Source organism: Lactobacillus colini (genome assembly GCF_017874575.1).
GTDB lineage: Bacteria > Bacillota > Bacilli > Lactobacillales > Lactobacillaceae > Lactobacillus > Lactobacillus colini.
In genome coordinates this window covers 21150-38254 of the sequence record NZ_JAGGLU010000005.1, presented here as the reverse complement: position 1 = coordinate 38254, position 17105 = coordinate 21150, and the positions used below count along the sequence as shown (strand labels likewise).

Sequence of the window (17105 nt, the reverse complement as noted above, 5' to 3'; positions counted from 1 at the left end):
TCCCTTCAACAATTATTGTGTAAATGGATAGAAAGTTACTATAAATCCATTACTTCCATATGCCACCTTATATGTAAATCCATCTTTCTCATATAGATAAACATCCGATAACTCATCACCATTTTTTTCATGTCTTTTTTCATGTAAAATCGGCTTCAGTTGCAAGACTTCTCTTAATAAAATTAAAATATTTTGATTTGGTAGAAAATCTTTCGAATGTCTAAGTTCTATATGCTTCAATCCAGCTCGCTCATTACCCTTTTCTAACCACATTAATTTTCCATCATAATTTCTAGTAATCATCAAGACGTCTGACTTAGTAAACTTATTACCACTATTTTCAAGTTCCTCCATCAAATCATCAGGCACTAATCGTTTCTTGGCTCCTTCAGTATGAGCATAATTTCCATAACCACGTCCCATTAGCACGCCTTCTTTGCATAAAGTTCTCGCCAAGTGGGATAAGATATAAATTCTACTTTATCTTTATACTGACCAAAGATATCATCTGGTATACCGCCATATACTAAGACCAGTCTAGGTTGCACAATATCTAAAGCAATCCCTAAGCCGTCCTTGAATAACTTTCTCTTTTCTGGATCATGAATTTGTCCATATGTACCCATAGCACAAATCTGATCTTTAGGAATACCTAAAAATGCAAATTCATAAGATCGTTCATCTCCCCAACTTAAATTAGGGATTACCTCTATTCCTTGTGACTGAAGTTCTACCGCAACTCTATTTTTTTCAAATACTGCATGCTTTTGTAAATGCAGTGGCGCATCAGCATAAATTGAAAAATCAGGTTGCACAACTGATCCAGCTTTCTTTAACGATGGAATTATTCTCTCAAGTTTAGATTCTTGTAAGTTAGATTCAAATTTTTTATCCCATTCATAAAAGACTATTGTGTCATTTAACGACGCATCTTTGCGATCACTAAATCTAACCATTTGGAATGGTATAGCCATATCTTTATTTTGTGGCTTTAATACAGGATATTCATCTTTACCTATAAAATAAGCATCTTTTAAGCTTAACACGCTTAAATCCTACCTCGATTCTATAAAAATATATTATTAATTGAATGTAAGATAAATAGAAGTATGTTAAACTTAGTTTGTCAGAATTAGTAGTTTAACTACTTTTAGAAGCAACTGTTCCAGCAGTTGCTTTTTATTTACCTTTTATATAAATAATATTAACCTAATTTAGTTAACAAATCAAATTATTACTCAAAATAATTTTTTAAAAGAAAAAGATGATAAGTTAACTTATCATCTTAAATAAATTGAATATTCTGCTACTGATTTGTTTTTGTTCCTTATATGGGGGAAGTGGGATAGGCAAAGCTTCTAAATCGCCTTTTCTAATCGAAGGAGAATTATCTCCCTTCATTAATTTAGTCATTGATCTAATTACATAATTTGATAAAACCAAATAAAAGATATATTTAGTATCTAATTTACTGAAAGGTTTTAACACATAAAATCCTGTACTAGCCACCTTATAAGTATCACTTTCTGGAACCACGGCTATATTCTTTAAATATGGTCTAACAACTGAAAATAAAATATCCCCGTTTTCTACTTGTTGTCTTGCTCGTGAAGCAGTTTTATCTTTAGAAATATTTACATAATTCTCTTTATCAACTAGATTAGTTTTATTATTAACACTCGCAATATCAATGTAATAAAAATTTTGATTAGGCTTTTTCTTAATTTCTGGTTTTAATATATCCCCCAATCTCACCCATTCCCAACTATCAGGAATATCGAAAGGCTTCTCCTCATCAGTGATTGGTGGCAGCGGCTTGGTCTTCTTAATCTTCTTCTCCTTAACCAACTGTTCCTTCTCGGCCTTGATCTTCTCAAGCAACTCGCTCGCCGGCTCATCATCAGGATCTTGCTTAACCAGTTTGCCTCGCATTGCCAAGTCCAGCACCTTATCATGCAGCATCTGCTTTAATTCAACGTATTGGTCATTAGAAGATTCGACTTTGCGAAGCAAAGCGAATAGCTGCGCTATTTTGTCAGCGATTCGACTTTGCGAAGCAAAGCGAATAGCTGCGCTATTTTGTCAGCGATTCGACTTTGCTCTTCAAGTGGTGGGAGAGGTATCATTAAATCATTTAAAAGAGTCTTATTTAAAGTCTTTCCTTTAATAGCTGGCGTTGCATACCCCATGTTACTAATTATAGGTAGCAAATAAAATAAGTAATTTCTCGTAACATTATCAATATTCAAAACCGGATATATTGAAATAATCGCTTCATTATGAACTGCAGGTTTATCCAATATCACAGTTTTACCAATAGTGAGTTTAAAACTCATTAATAGTGTACCTTTTGGAACCAATTGATTTTTAAATGTTTCTTCTAATGCTTTTTGAGTTATTTTTTCCTTAGTTTCACTTATTCGATCATCTTTCATATCAGAGATTGCTACCCAAGGATATTCTCCATTTTTCCAATAGGTGTGAGTTGCCCTTTTAGGAGTTTTTCCTAAATAAAAGTTAACTATGTTACCAAACCTAACCCATTCCCAACTATCAGGAATATCGAAGGGCTTCTCTTCATCAGTAATTGGAGCAAGGGGCTTAGTTTTCTTAATCTTTTTTTCCTTAACAAGCTGGTCTTTTTCTGCCTTAATCTTCTCAAGTAAGACACTGGCTGGTTCATCATTAGGATCTTGCTTAACCAACTTGCCGCGCATTGCCAAGTCAAGGATCTTTTCCCTTAGAGCTTGCGCATCAAAGTTTAAACTATTAATCGTCATCTTCAATTCCTTCCAACGCCTTATTTAATTCCGCAATTGCTTCATTAATAGCTTTCGCCTTTTCATTCATGTCAGACATAATTTCTTTAAGTGACTTCTGCTGCTTCTCTTCTTCATCACTCATCCATGAAATATCAAGACTAGTATTAGGGCGCTTCATAATCTCATCAATTGAAAACTTGCGCCAGCGACCATTAGGATTCTTTTCCTTATCCCAAGTTTCTTGACGCTTTGTGCGGTCGTCAGCACAGAATACTTTTTCAAATTCTTCAAAATCCTGCTTATTCAACGGATTTCTCTTACCGAATGATCTCATCTGATGACGCATATCATAGATCCAGACATCCTTGGTATTATCATAGTCACTTTCACCACGTGTGAAGAATAAGACATTAGTCTGCACACCTTGGGCATAGAAGATACCCGTTGGTAATCTCAAGATAGTATGAAGATTGCACTTATTCATTAAGTCCTTGCGAATATCTTCACCCTTACCAGAGTCAAATAAGACATTATCAGGTACAACCACAGCTGCGCGAGCCTTACCATTCTTCTTCAATGAATTATAGATAATCTGTAAGAAGTTAAGCTGCTTGTTAGAAGTGTCATAAGTTAAGTCATCACGACTTACTCGCTCGCCACCTCGCTTAGTGCCGAATGGTGGATTGGTCAAGACCACGTCGAAGTCCTTCATCCACTTACCTGCACTAGACAAGGAATCGCCTTGCTCTAGTCGCCCGTTCATTTTATGAAGATATTCATTCATCATGGCCAAACGGTGAGTACCCGGAACTAATTCCATACCCGAGAAAGCATCTTCTTTTTGGAATTTAGCTTCTTTAGGACTAAGGTCAAAGTAATCATCATTCTTTTCTTTCAAATATTCATCTGCTGCCACCATAAAGCCAAAAGTACCAGCTGCAGGGTCATTCAATCTTTCGCCAATTTTTGGTCTAGTCATCCTAACCATCATGTTAATTAAGGGACGGGGAGTGAAGTATTGACCTGCACCAGACTTAACTTCTTCGGCGTTTTTTTGCATTAAGCCTTCATACATATCACCTAATCCCTCTTGGCGAGCAGTGAACCAATCTAAAGCATCAATATCTTTGATAATTTTTTCTAAATTGGCTGGCTCATCAATAGTAGTAGAAGCATTTCTATAAATAACATTAATTTTAGCGCTGTGTACCTTATCCGGATTACCCAAGTCTAATAGTAATTGCCGATAAAAGCTCATTAGTTCCGTTCCCTCATGAGCCACTAATGCATCCCAGCGTAAATCTTGGGGAATATCATCTTCTTGACCTTGTTCTTTACTCATCTTTAAGAATAACAAGTAAGTTAATTCAGTAATGTAATCTTGATAGCTAACTCCGTCATCACGCAATACATTACATTCATTCCATAATTTTTGAACAATTTCTTGGTTATTCACGCGCACTCTCCTTAATTATGCATATAAATTATCATTTAATGTCTTTACAATATTATCAATCTGCTTAGGGAATACCTTTTTCATGCTCTTGTAGCCGCCATGCATTCTAAACAATTCATTGTCATCAAATGCATGTTCTGCATCAGGTCCCAAAACTGTAGTTTCTTTTAATTGCTTTTCAATTCTAGCAAGCCACTTCTTTTGAATTACTGTCCAATCTGCCATACCATAGATCTTTTGCATCGCATTACGTATTCTAGTTTCATGATCGGTTAGTGGTGACCCGATTGCAGCCTGACGAATAAAGCTAATAATGTCAGCGGTAGTTTGCACATGATTAGCGTTCTTCCAAGCGGTTTGCAGGCTATTTTCTTTAAAGCCATTTTGTTCTAAATGCAGCTTAATCTGCTTCAATTCGTTCAAAGTTAAGTCCTTCGGGCGTGTAGCAATAATATTAAGTGCGGGAATAACATTAATATTTTGTTTTACAAAATTATTAAAGCTATCTATATAATCACCAGGTTCTAAATTACCATTGCCATAACCACGTTTAACGTCTAGCAATTCATCCTTTTCACTAGAAATATATTGCTTGGGTCTTACAGATTTAAGATATGATAATTTTTCAAATTTATCCCACTGACTGACGAACTCATCTTCACTCATTTTAGAAAGTGAAGCTGCCCATTGATCAATTGATTTTAATTCATTTAACCGCTCAAAATCTTTTTTAGAGGAATCTGGTAAACGCTTAATCTTCCGTTCAATCGCTGCTGACATGTCTGTTTGGTACTGTTTAACTAACTTATGATCAGCAACTTCAAAGAAATCATGCTTTTTACTTACATAGTAGCTGACATCGTGCTTAGGATCCTTAACTACCGGTTTCATATCAGTAACCTTACTCATTGCGTCATAAATTCCCACTGCATCATAAATTTCAAAATGATCCTTATTAATTGCTGGACACAAGCGAGTTGCTCGTCCCAGCATTTGCTCATAGAGTATACGTGATTTTATTTGTCTTAAAAAGACTAAATTTGAAATAGTCGGTACATCAATACCCGTAGTTAACAAATCAACAGTAACTGCTATATTAGGGAATTCCTCATTTTTATAGCGGCGTATTTCTTCATCAGGATGACGTAAATAGCCTGTAATCTTCTCAATGGCGTCGTCGTTAACACCATTACCAATTTTTTTGAAAGATTTTTTTAGTAAATCTACAATCATATCTGCATGTGCATCATTTGCTGCAAAAATTAGTGTCTTACCCATGTTAGGATCGTTAGGATCAAGTTGACTAGCCAAGTAATCGCAGACTACTTCATTAAAGGAGCGAGTAATGACCCGCTTATTGAAGTCTTTAAGATCAAAATCCATATTATCAGGTAATTCTTCCTTACTTACAGACTTACTTAATTCATCATAAACGGAAACTTTACCCTTCTTTAACTTAATACCTTCTTGAGAAAGTTTGGTTTGGATAATGTGTGGTGCATTATGATCAACTAATACTCCATCAAGTACACCTTGCATATAACTATATGAATAAATTGGTCTACCAAAAATATTAATTGTCTGTAAAGCTGGTGTAGCTGTCATGCCGATCACTACTGCATCAAAATAGTCAATTACACGCCGATACTGACTAATATAATCTTGCTCATTATATGCATGATATTCTTTTTCAGACATTTGCCTATCTTCAGCATACCCACGGTGGGCTTCATCAACGATAATAAAGTCATACATCCCTACAGATGGTTTTTTCATTTTATTATCATTATAAAATATCCGTTTAATCATCCCTTGTACAGTCGCAATTTGAATTTTAGTTGATGATTCAGGCAATTTATTAGCTAATTCCTTCATTCCATAGATAGAAGCAAGTGGATAATTGCCTACCTTATTATCTTTAATAGCATCAGCGGCTTGATGACCAAGTGAATTTCTATCTACAAGATAAAGAATTCTACGTGCACGCTTGTGCTTTAATAAGCGATACATTAAAGCCATAGCAGTTCTAGTTTTACCAGTACCAGTTGCCATTGCTAAGAGGAGTTTCTTTTTACCATGTTTAATTCCATCTTCTAAAGCTTGCACTGCTTCTTTTTGATAGTAGCGACCAGCAAATTCAGGGAATTCATCATCTTTTGTGAGTGATTGGTTAGCAATAATTTTCTTTACAGCAGTAAGTTTTAATTTTAAATCGTTTGGACTATGAAATTCCTCTAGAGCATAGCTGCTATCTAATGCATTTCTAGCATCCCAAAACCAAATACCAGATTTTTCTTCATATTGCTTAGTATAAGGTCGACCATTAGCAACATAAATAAAAGGTGCTTTATAATGATCCGTATTTTGTACAATTAATTGATACTCATCAGACTCTGAGAATAAACGTGAGTATTCTTTGGCTTGAGGCAGTTGTCCAGAAATATCAGATCCCCACGCTTTAGCTTCAATTACACCTACTAGCTCTTTTCCAATGAAAAGGGCGTAGTCGGCACGCTTTTTATTAGGAAGAACCCACTCAGCAATTGCCATATTATGACCCTTTTTAGGGAGCGTATTATTTTTAAAATTATTGAGTTTCTCAGTATCCGCTTCCCAGCCAGCATTTTTTAATTGGTCATCAATTAATTCGCGGGTCTGCTCTTCAGTAATTTTATATAACTTGGCATATTGAATAGTAATTTTATGTCGCTTTTCTTTTTGCGCTGGGGTTGGCTCTGGATTTACATTAGGTTGAGCTTGTAATTTAGCTATTTGAGCCTTTAGTCTAGCAACTTCATCTTCTTTATCAGCTAATATTTGCTTCATATCTACAGGCAACTGATATGGCTGAATTTTATCTTGTGAAAAAATTTGTAAAAACCAAGTCCAAACCACATATGCCAATTTATCAATTTCTAAAGCATCAGCTTGTACAGGCTGAAATTCAACTGCAGTTTGATGCGTTGCTCGATTACGCTTTTTTCTAATTATGTCTAAATCTTGCAAAACAATATCGGGATATTCATTATTCGAATATCTCATAATATCAATACGTTCTCTTTGAGAGGTATTGTAATTAGTTAGACCATTCAATCCATCTAAGCGAAAAATTTCTTGAGTAAGCTGCTCTGCAAATGTTCCAAAGATAGTTAAGCTACTACGCGGATCAGAATAAACTAGGCTTTCTGCACTATCAGCTAACTTTGCATATGGCAAATAATTTTTGTCAGTCGTTATAAAATTTCCCATAATTATTCCCATTTCTTTTAAAAATTATCAATCTTAGTATAACAAAATTAACACAGCTTGAGATAAGTTAGTCGTTATGTTATGTAAACTACAGAATTCTACCACTATTTAAGCACTTTATCCAAAAACAAAAAAGAGGGTTTCAATTAAGAAACATCCCCTTAAGTTTATTATGCTAAATGAACTTGCGACTTATCAATTAATTGGTCATCCCTAAATAGCAAGATAGCATTAGCTCCACGCCTACCATTTAAACCAGTTCTCCATGTTGCAGTAATTAAGCTATGGTCGTTAATTCTGCTTTCATTATAACCATCTGGTTCATCAATAAGTCCAATAATGCTAGAATATGAACTATTAGTTTCCAAGTTATCAAATACTTCTAACGTCAGCTTCTCAGGACGCTCACCCCACCTAAAGCCAGTAATATTTTTAGAAATGACATGGTCTGAAGTTAGTTGAATAGTCAAGATAATCATATTGCGACGCCAAGTATAAACCTTAACATCAATATCTTGAATCTTAGAATCAGTTATTACATCAGGTTCGCCAAATAATTCTAATATTTCAGACTCATTGCTGCCACCATGACCGTCATCTGTTAGATCACCTACGTTAACTAGATTGAACTTTTCCCGTAATTTCTTGGCTTGCAGGATACGACTATTTTCTACAACTTGCTTTTGCTTATTTTTATCTTGAACTTTTTTACCATAAGATTCTACCGCTTTTACTGCTGCAAAGACCATTGAAATAGTCATTGCTAGCTTTTTTATTTTTTTAATTCTTTTAAACATAGCTCTTCTTTTTCTAATATTAAGTGTATTTTCACTTGAATTATATCATTTTCAAAAAAGCAAAAACAACTGAAGTCCTAGGTTACGCTTTAAGCAATCAGAAAATCATTGATAATACTTGATTTTAAATAAAAAAAGCCAGTTCAAATTAATGAACCGACTAAATCAAAATTATATATAACTTAACTCTGTATATACCATAAGGCTATGCCTTAACTGCTGCTTGCTTATGTACATGAACATAATGGCCAACGGCATAAATGGTAAAGCAAACGAAGAAAATCATCGAAATGATCAATGCTTGTTTAGGATCTGGAGTAATTGCGTTGATAACCATTGGTGAAATTGCACACCCAACATTAACCAAAACTAAGACAATTGTTGTAGCCAAGTTAATTGAATCATGCGGTGCAGCCCAGTCTAGCCAGTTAGCTAGCCCGGTTTTTAACTGTTTTTAAGCGTGGTATGTGCTTTTATACCAATATTTTTTGTAGATATTCGATTATAGTTGTGTTAAAGTTTTCGAACTTTTTTCGAACAAATTAAAAGCCTACTGAATTTCAGAAGGCTTTTTTTTGCTCCATAAATACTGTATAAAAAAACTATAGCACTCATTTGCCTTAAGTGCTAATCTATTATTTTTTCTAATGCAATTAAATCATCTAGTACCTGACCTGGCGTTCTGCCTAAAGTATCTGCAACTGCACTAATCACTTTTACTGTTTGCCCTGACAAAGGCTTGGTTGGTGCTACTGCACTTTGCAAAGTAGTTTGTGCAATTCCTGTAGCTTTGTGAATCTGGTATCTAGTCACACCATTTTGATCTAAATACTGTTGTAAAACGTTTTTCATAATTTTCTTCTTATTTCTCTTATTAAAATATCTTTGAAATTATCCATCCTAAAATGCCTAATTCAAGTATTGCAAGAATAAAAACTCTTGGTCTTAAATCTAAATCGAATTTAAATTTGATTCCATTAATCATTTTTGTGAATCTGTATCTTTTCATATTTACTTCTTGAAACGGGCTTGCTAAAATTGGGTATAACAAGTAGAGGAGTTATCCTCCCCATCTTGCTATAGCTTCCACTTGAAGTGGATTGTCAAAGTCGGTATTACAAATAGAGTCAGGTTCAATTGAATCTCTATTTCTACCGGCTTTTTTATTTTGGATTTTATCCAAGCCCAAAGCTTCAATATTTTCACCTCTTTTCCATTCCATGATTTAATTACCTCCTCTCTTATTCCTTACATTTATTATAATACGATATATCGTTGTAAAAGTCAACAGAATCTAGTAAAGAAATCAAAAAAAATACGCAAAAAAGGCTATCCAGGGAATTACACCCCAGATAGCCTTTTTTGAATCTAGCCTAGAATAATTTTTACTTTTTTACCATTAATATATACCGTTTTGCCAGACTTAGTTTTCACTGCAAAATAATTTTCTTTTGACAAATATTTATAAGGATATAGGATAGTACTCTTCTTAATTTCTTGGCCAAATAAATTATTTTATAAATACACATTATATTTATGAATATATGTATATCGCCAACTTTTTTAATTTTTTTGAACTAAATTATTTTTTCTAGCGCAATTAAATCATCTAATACTTGACCTGGTGTTTTACCTAAAGTTTTTGCAACCGCACTAAGTACTTTCACCGTTTGACCCTCAAGTTTTTTACCCTCAGCCGTTGCATGTGATAGAGTCATTTTAGATATACCTGTTTCTTTGTACACCCTGTATTTGCTTATTTTATTTTTGTCTAGATATTTTTGTAATACGTTCATTTTCTGATAATTCCTTTTTTTGTTCTACTTTCTTTTCTAATTTTCTAGTTTTCCAAGTAGAAAATGCTGCAATAACGCAAAGTAAAGCGAAGATAATTACACATACAGCTGAAATTTTTGTTAACATGATAAACCTTTCCAATGTTGTATAATACAAGTTGCCAAAGAAAGGCTCTAAGAAGAGTCTTCTTTGTCCATCTTTTTGAGTTCTTTTTTCAGCTTTTTGGTATTTAAATGGTTCATATAAATCTTTTGTACCATGATTACAGAGCCAAGAATTGAACCAACAAGCGTTGCAATTGAAAGAACTGTATTAAGCATTGGATTTTCCTCCTTTCGTTAATCTTCATTATTATAGTAACATATAAGTTACTAAATGTAAATATGATTGGCAAAAAATCTAATGAAATATACAAAAAAAGACCATCAAGGAACTGATGCAATCCCACTTTAGTGAAATTGTATCAAACTTAATCCCTGATGGTCTTTAATATTTTATACGTTTATAGCACGATAAACGCCCTATTACCAGTTACGTAAACCGTCTTATCTTTGTATTTGTCTTTTAATGCTAAGAAGCGTCCCTTGCGTCCTTCAAACTTATATTTTGCGCCCTTTACAAGCTTATACACCTTGCCTGCATCTGCTTTAGGTGCATCAAGTGCATGTGTATTATCTAGCATAACTTTTAAAGTACCGCTCTTATAATCATCATAAGCTATAGGGTTAGACTTCGTAATCCCTGCGCGTCCGTCAAACCATTGATTTTTACCAACTTTAATAGCGCCATTCTTTTCATCAAGCACGATAAAGCTGGAGTTCTGTGGTCTGCTACCAATTGATTTTTTTAAATCATAATCATCATATAAGGTAGCACCAGCCTTATTAGTTACGACAAATACTCTTGGTACGTCCCACTTTACTACTGGGTGAACGGTGACTTCCATCTTTTCGGGTAGCTTAACCTGCTCTGCTACTTTAGCACTTGGATTAGATTTAGTGACGTCAATTAACATAACATTGCCGTCTACGTGCATACCCTTCCAATTGTCGGTAAATTGCCAGATTGCTACACCGTCCATAGACGGGAAGTAATTAAAATTAGGAATATCTACTTTTGTACCATTACCACTCGGATAGGCAGCAACCCATAGTGAGTTAGGATACTTAGCTAAAATTAGCTTAGTATTGATGTTGTTTCTAAGTAAAGATGCGCCAGAATAAAGCAAGGGTTTATAGCCAGCCTTAGCTACAGTATCCATAAATGCTAACACAGCACTTGCACTGACATTAACACCGCCATCGACCTTGTTACCGTCGCCAGTTTCCCAGTCGCACGCAAGTGCTGATCCCTTTGGAAGTCCTACACTCTTAGCTTTAGCTATAGCACAGTTAGCTTCGCTTACTGCTGCAAGGCTATTAGCTCCAAAAGTAGCAAAATGATACCCCATTGGAGCAATGCCTTGCTTTTTAGCACTTGTAATTTGATCGTACGCTACAGGGTTTTGATAGCCTGTACCTTCTGTGAGTTTAACAATAGCAAACTGTGCGCCTGGATAATTTAGCCTAGCATCCTGATAAACAGATACATCTACACCATATGTCCTAGCCATTACTTGCCCTCCTGATTGTTATTTTCCACTTCAACAGTAGTAGGCGCTAATTTCTTTTCTTCTTCTGGTACTTCTTCACTCGCTACGCTAATAGTATCAGAGGTGGATTTCATGACCTTTACACTCTTTTCGATTTCACCTTTGATAAAGGCTTCCCCTGGATTAGGTAAGTGAGCTAGTGACAAGGCTGTAGTAATCGCATTGACCACAAAACTAAGCTTTTCATCTCCGCTACCTCCATTCTTCTCTGCTTGATATACAAGTGATTGGGCATGAGTAGCAATATACTTAGTAGCCTTAGCGAAGTTATCACCTTCTTGTGCCTTTTTATCAATAGATACTTTGTTTTTTACGTAGTAAGCGCCTAATCCTGCTACAGCAACACCTACTACAATCATAACTATATCAGTAATTTCTTTAATCAAAGTTAATGACATTATTTTTTCTCCTTCAATTTACGATTTTCTCTTATCAGTTTGTTAATTTCTCGTGATTTCTCTTGCAGCTCTTTATCTTTTCTCGCTATCTCTTTGCGTAAAGATTTGATAATGTCTTGATAATTATCTGCTATTTGGGCATAACTGTCCCTTTTGTTTTTGCCAAAGGCAAGCCATGTAGTACCTATAGCACCAATGACACCCCCTATTGCGCCTATAATAGCGCCTATGTACTGCAACCGAACCACCTCACTCAAAATAAGCACAAATATTGACTAGCAAAAAGAAGCCGATATTACCTATCGTTGAGTGTGACATCTTAACTGCTGCATCTACCATAGGCATACCCGACAAGTGCCAGAATTGGACAAATGCCAGTGCCATAAAGATACAACCACAAGCAATTAAAAATCCTTTTGTAACCAGTTTTTTCTTCTGTCCCCATATAAGATACATAAAAAATGACAAACCGATAATGATGATCAAAGCATCAATTCGGATGTCATTTTCGATGACTCTCATACTTGGCGGATAGAAGAAGTAACTACGGTCAAACAAAAGACCTAATCCAGTTGCTGTGACCACTCCAGATATTAAAACCTCACATAAGTGCAGCAGCTTATCAAATAGCAATCTATCTTCCTGCTTCATATATACCGCCTAGTTCCTACGCTGTTGCTGGGTAATCCTCACCGACGATCTTTTTATAATCATCTTGATAAAGAATATCTCGCTTAATTAAATCTGCAATTTCTTGTTTGCTATACATGCCGATTGCATAACCGCATGTGTAAAAAACCACGTTATTTTCATGGATAAGTTCTAAAAAGTTTGTCATTTTATTACCTCCTAATTAGCTTCTGTTTTTGTATCTGTACTAGTATCTTGGGCTGGTTGCAATGCTTCGACGCTCTTAGTCAAAGTAGTTAAAGTGGACTGTACAGTTTTCATCATTTCGTTGGTATTTTGAGTTTGCGTCATAAACTGTTTCATAAATTCCGCATTTTGCTTGGAAGTTAGCACCTGCACTTCTTGTACATTTTGTAAAGCATAGGTAACTTCTTTATTCTTTTTATCGATTTCTTCACTTTTTAAACTTAAGTTTTTAATCGTTTCTTGAAGTGAAGCTAGTTGCTTAGCTTGCCCAGCCGCATTATTTTCAATCCACTCATGTGTATCCCAGTTAAATTTTGGATTAATTAAGCCTGTTGGTCTATCTACTACATATGGATAATCATCACCCATAAGCACATCAACAGCCACTGGCATACAGTCGTGTTTGTTATCTGATATGTAAGCTACTTGATTGTAGTAGCTACTTTCGTTAACTAATTTTTGTGCGTCTGCTTCGATTTTTTCCCATTCTGGACGGTTGTCCGTTACTTGTGTTATTTCAGTCATTTAATTTTTCCTTTCTGCATAAAAATAACCCATAGGAACGCCCTATGAGCTATTTATTTTCCGATGATTCTTAAAAAATCACTCGTTGAAATATCTTTACCGTATACAGTGTTGTCACCTGGAATTTTGACACCAATCCAGAAGCCGTTATTATCATTTTTATTATATCCTACTAGTGTAATCCTAGTGCCTGAATTGATTGTTTTATAGTAAGTATAATTGTGACCTGTCCAAGTTACACTACCATCTGGGTTAAATGTCGGTGTAGATGAACTTTCAATGTAACTGGTATCTGTTAACGTCATTGGTAAAACAAATTCTTTATTTTTTAGTAGAGTAGGATTTAGCTTTAATACAGTTTCATAAAGTTGTTGGGTATTACTTATTTTTTCGCTATATCTAATATATAGTTCACCATTTATAGTTATTCCCCAATTCATGCTAGCACCACCTTTTTAGGGATGCATAACATGCACAGAGTAATACATAAAGGTTGATACTGTAGGAATTTACCCCCCCAGATTATGTTTACTGAATCGCTTCTAACTAAAGATAAAGCATCATCAGGGAATGCTGTATTAGCACCGTTATTAATAGTATAAGAAAAGTAACCTTGTACTAAATACCACGTTGATCCATTAAATTCACATCTACCTAATATAGTGTAAATTTCGCTAGTAGAGATATCCCAATCGTGCCAATCACTATCAAACATAATAGGATATATATACACCGTATTATCTACATAGTGTAATCTGCACTTCAAACCAGCATAAGACCTATCAAAAATAGTCCCACCTATTGCTACTTTTTTGATATTTTTATCTAGCATAAAACAGTACCTTTCTTTCTCTAGTTAATAAGTGCTATTCTGAGCTGACTACCACCAGCATTAGACCAGTTCTTAGCTTGATTAATATCACTAAACTTTTGCACTACTGGCATAGTGGACCTAATCTGATTTATTTGATTTTGTAAATCACTAATTTGACCTGTGTTAGCAATATTACCTGGTCGCCCATTAACATGGTTCCAGTCAATCGTTCCAGTGAATTGCCCAGATGAGGTAATCCGCGCTTTCTCTGCACCATTCCAACGATAAACAATACTATTCGAGTTATCATCGCCAAGTTCAAAGACTAAGTCCAGGTTATCTGGACCAGTCTGTGCACCATATATTTTTACCCAATCTGTAGCACCGTACCAACCTATTCCGCCTAGATTTCCTCGATTACCATTAGCGATGTTGCTAATCCAATTAATAAAGGCAGTAGGCGCCATATTATCTGTGCCTATTTTGGATAATCTATTATTAGCATTAGCGTTGGCATTGTTAGCAGTATTTTGCGCATTAGTTACGGCCTGATTTGATGCTTTACCGTTAATTTGGTTTTGCAGATTATTAAAATCATAATCCGCTAAAACTCGATGCCACGGTGACCACGCTGTATGGCTATTATTGTAGTACATACGGATGAACATACTATTATTAGTACCATCTTCAAAATAAATCTGCTGGATTCTTTGTAATTGCCCTTTAGCTACAATTAAATTACCCCAATTAGTAGTTGGTGCATTATTTGCAGTCGTTGGATTAGAAATATAGTAATTTCCACTAGTAGTCAGATTGTTAAAGTTAGGATTGTTATAAGTGTTATCTCCATTAAGATTTCCTAAATCGTTCGATACCACTACCTTACGCCAGCCAGTCCAATAATCACCATTTTTAGAATTTATCCAAAGATAGCTATCTTGATCGTGAAGCACTACTTGTCCCCAAGCACTTATAAAATACTCAACGTAAAAGTAATTAGATCTATTCATTGGAGGTAAATTTTTTATGTTTGTAGCATTGGTATAAATTCTAATCTGTGGGCTATTGAATGATAATATATCTTCACCGTTATTCCCGTAATAAATAGGTCGGCGAATATCAATCTTAGACTGTAAATCTCTTTGTACTGTTTGCAACTCTTGATAAGTTGATAGTCTTATCCAGTCGGGCGCATTACTACCTTCCCAATATCTATAGGCTAAGTCGCCACCTGTTGCACCTGTACCCACTGGAAGCCATATTTGTGTTTTAGCGTTACCATCATAGTTATAATTTATCAGCTGCCCTCTATGATCGTGGATCCACGGCGGAGTATTAGTGTTATTTGGGTTACGCATTTTATACGTACCATTAGTAGTGAACTTATTAATATCAGTAGGGGCATCAATAACTTTAGGATTAACTAAATTATCAACCTCACCCTTGGTGTAAGTGTTAGAACTATCAGGCTTTAACGCAATTGCCTTTTGTAAGGCTTGCTTAGCATTTTCTAATTTTGATTCAATGTCGGTCTTGTTACCTTGTACCTTATCTTCAAGACCGCTTATCGCACTATTTAGATAGTCAAACTGGTCATAAGTCGTAAACTGTGCCCAATCAGTCCAAGCACCATCAGACTTATATCTTACATGGAATCCGCCGTCAATCTGCCACTGTACGACATTTTTACCATTATTAGTGCTTTGCACCACCAATACAGACGATGAATCTGAGGCATAATGTTGTGCGCCTTTAGGATTTACATAATATACGCCCGTATCTGTGATTAAGTCAGCATTTATACCTTCGTAATCTATATCACCATCCAGCTTACTTAACTTATCTTTAATAGCTTTGATATCTATATTAGCAAGATTATCAATTTTTTGATTAGTATTAATAATTGATTTGTTTATCTCCGCCTTTGTAGTGTCTAATTGTGGTCCTACAATATCATTAATACTGTCAAACTTTTTATTTATTTCGTCTTTAGTGTAAAAGATGTCAGTACTGGTAGTCCATTTACTCCATTTATTAGCTGCGCTATCAAAAGTTTGAATATATTCTTTATTATTTTGAGTGTCGTATAAAATGTGAACCGCATCATGAGCTGTATCATTACTACCTATGCTTAATAATTGACCGTGGTTACTAAATCCGCTAGGCACATTTAAAGTATTTTCTCCATTAATATAAAGAATTGAAGTTGTAAAACGCTTAGCTAAATCTTCCTTGTCAACTGCTTCATCTCCATTGTTTATTAATCCGCTACTCTTTAATTCGCTTAATGCAGCTTGTAACTTAGACTGGTCAATAAAACCCGCTTCTTGTGGTTGTATTACCACATCTACACTTTGAGATAATCCAATGTTTAAATTTATGTCAAAAGATGCTGTTGATTTACTATTAGACCCAGCAACTAATGTTTGCGCAGTAAATGATGGAGTTATAGCAAACAGCTTTTCGTCGCTATCTACAGTAGTTGATGCATACCATCCAATCGAATCAAAATTAATATCTTGACTCAAAGTAGAGTTGTTAAAAGATGCTGATACAGTAATGTTGTTAGTATTAACCTTAATGACTTGAATATTTGTTTCTAACTGATTACCAGATAATGATGTTAGATTTAGTATTTCGTCCTGGCTTAAATCGTTAACATTTTGTGTGAAAAGAGCGGCTTTAGTATAAGTTAACTTACCTTGACCACCTGCTATACTTGCAAGTTGTTGTCGTCCCACATTAGTGACGACTGTTTTATTAAATTTTTCCATGTAAAC

General features: G+C 35.0%; 21 protein-coding genes and 1 pseudogene. All 22 read right to left on the bottom strand.

Annotated elements, in window-relative coordinates; genetic code table 11:
• Positions 1-12: 12 nt before the first annotated feature.
• Complete coding sequence (locus tag J2Z60_RS05440; RefSeq protein ID WP_209686670.1) at positions 13-423, bottom strand: hypothetical protein; 411 nt, start codon at positions 421-423, stop codon at positions 13-15.
• On the bottom strand, positions 423-1046 hold the full coding sequence (locus tag J2Z60_RS05435) for a DUF4417 domain-containing protein (protein WP_342590245.1): 624 nt from the start codon (positions 1044-1046) through the stop codon (positions 423-425). Before J2Z60_RS05435 ends, J2Z60_RS05440 begins: the two co-directional genes overlap by 1 nt.
• 226 nt (positions 1047-1272) lie before the next feature.
• Positions 1273-2013 (bottom strand): restriction endonuclease subunit S, encoded by a 741-nt coding sequence (locus J2Z60_RS10905; protein ID WP_245328730.1) that lies wholly within the window; start codon positions 2011-2013, stop codon positions 1273-1275.
• A gap of 14 nt (positions 2014-2027) precedes the next feature.
• Positions 2028-2780, bottom strand: coding sequence for a restriction endonuclease subunit S (locus J2Z60_RS10900; protein ID WP_245328729.1), 753 nt, complete (start codon positions 2778-2780; stop codon positions 2028-2030).
• Positions 2770-4218 (bottom strand): class I SAM-dependent DNA methyltransferase, encoded by a 1449-nt coding sequence (locus tag J2Z60_RS05425; protein ID WP_209686669.1) that lies wholly within the window; start codon positions 4216-4218, stop codon positions 2770-2772. Before J2Z60_RS05425 ends, J2Z60_RS10900 begins: the two co-directional genes overlap by 11 nt.
• 15 nt (positions 4219-4233) lie before the next feature.
• Complete coding sequence (hsdR, locus tag J2Z60_RS05420; protein WP_209686668.1) at positions 4234-7467, bottom strand: type I restriction-modification system endonuclease; 3234 nt, start codon at positions 7465-7467, stop codon at positions 4234-4236.
• Between the two features lie 170 nt (positions 7468-7637).
• On the bottom strand, positions 7638-8264 hold the full coding sequence (locus tag J2Z60_RS05415) for a DUF3862 domain-containing protein (RefSeq protein ID WP_209686667.1): 627 nt from the start codon (positions 8262-8264) through the stop codon (positions 7638-7640).
• Positions 8265-8469: 205 nt separating this feature from the next.
• Positions 8470-8694 (bottom strand): annotated as a pseudogene (locus tag J2Z60_RS05410) (MFS transporter); the annotation flags it as partial.
• A 197-nt stretch (positions 8695-8891) separates the two neighbouring features.
• The gene (locus J2Z60_RS05405) at positions 8892-9116 is read right to left on the bottom strand and encodes a hypothetical protein (RefSeq protein WP_209686665.1); all 225 of its coding nucleotides are present in this window, start codon (positions 9114-9116) and stop codon (positions 8892-8894) included.
• Positions 9117-9324: 208 nt separating this feature from the next.
• Entirely contained in the window at positions 9325-9486 is a 162-nt protein-coding gene (locus J2Z60_RS05400) for a hypothetical protein (RefSeq protein ID WP_209686664.1), read from the bottom strand.
• A gap of 355 nt (positions 9487-9841) precedes the next feature.
• The gene (locus tag J2Z60_RS05395) at positions 9842-10060 is read right to left on the bottom strand and encodes a helix-turn-helix domain-containing protein (protein WP_209686663.1); all 219 of its coding nucleotides are present in this window, start codon (positions 10058-10060) and stop codon (positions 9842-9844) included.
• A complete protein-coding gene (locus J2Z60_RS05390; RefSeq protein WP_209686662.1) occupies positions 10026-10187 on the bottom strand; it encodes a hypothetical protein in 162 nt (53 codons plus the stop codon). Before J2Z60_RS05390 ends, J2Z60_RS05395 begins: the two co-directional genes overlap by 35 nt.
• Before the next feature lie 47 nt (positions 10188-10234).
• A complete protein-coding gene (locus tag J2Z60_RS05385; RefSeq protein ID WP_209686661.1) occupies positions 10235-10381 on the bottom strand; it encodes a hypothetical protein in 147 nt (48 codons plus the stop codon).
• Between the two features lie 182 nt (positions 10382-10563).
• Positions 10564-11673 carry a GH25 family lysozyme gene (locus tag J2Z60_RS05380; protein ID WP_209686660.1) on the bottom strand — a complete coding sequence of 370 codons (1110 nt, stop codon included), beginning with the start codon at positions 11671-11673 and terminating at the stop codon, positions 10564-10566.
• Positions 11673-12110 (bottom strand): phage holin, encoded by a 438-nt coding sequence (locus tag J2Z60_RS05375; protein WP_209686659.1) that lies wholly within the window; start codon positions 12108-12110, stop codon positions 11673-11675. Before J2Z60_RS05375 ends, J2Z60_RS05380 begins: the two co-directional genes overlap by 1 nt.
• Positions 12110-12349 (bottom strand): restriction endonuclease subunit S domain-containing protein, encoded by a 240-nt coding sequence (locus J2Z60_RS05370; protein ID WP_209686658.1) that lies wholly within the window; start codon positions 12347-12349, stop codon positions 12110-12112. Before J2Z60_RS05370 ends, J2Z60_RS05375 begins: the two co-directional genes overlap by 1 nt.
• Before the next feature lie 10 nt (positions 12350-12359).
• Entirely contained in the window at positions 12360-12761 is a 402-nt protein-coding gene (locus tag J2Z60_RS05365; RefSeq protein WP_209686657.1) for a hypothetical protein, read from the bottom strand.
• A gap of 16 nt (positions 12762-12777) precedes the next feature.
• Positions 12778-12948 (bottom strand): XkdX family protein, encoded by a 171-nt coding sequence (locus J2Z60_RS05360; protein ID WP_209686656.1) that lies wholly within the window; start codon positions 12946-12948, stop codon positions 12778-12780.
• 11 nt (positions 12949-12959) lie between these two features.
• On the bottom strand, positions 12960-13511 hold the full coding sequence (locus J2Z60_RS05355) for a hypothetical protein (RefSeq protein WP_209686655.1): 552 nt from the start codon (positions 13509-13511) through the stop codon (positions 12960-12962).
• Between the two features lie 53 nt (positions 13512-13564).
• Positions 13565-13951 carry a hypothetical protein gene (locus tag J2Z60_RS05350; protein ID WP_209686654.1) on the bottom strand — a complete coding sequence of 129 codons (387 nt, stop codon included), beginning with the start codon at positions 13949-13951 and terminating at the stop codon, positions 13565-13567.
• Positions 13948-14343 carry a hypothetical protein gene (locus J2Z60_RS05345; protein ID WP_209686653.1) on the bottom strand — a complete coding sequence of 132 codons (396 nt, stop codon included), beginning with the start codon at positions 14341-14343 and terminating at the stop codon, positions 13948-13950. Before J2Z60_RS05345 ends, J2Z60_RS05350 begins: the two co-directional genes overlap by 4 nt.
• A gap of 20 nt (positions 14344-14363) precedes the next feature.
• Entirely contained in the window at positions 14364-17099 is a 2736-nt protein-coding gene (locus J2Z60_RS05340) for a pyocin knob domain-containing protein (protein ID WP_209686652.1), read from the bottom strand.
• Positions 17100-17105 lie beyond the last annotated feature (6 nt).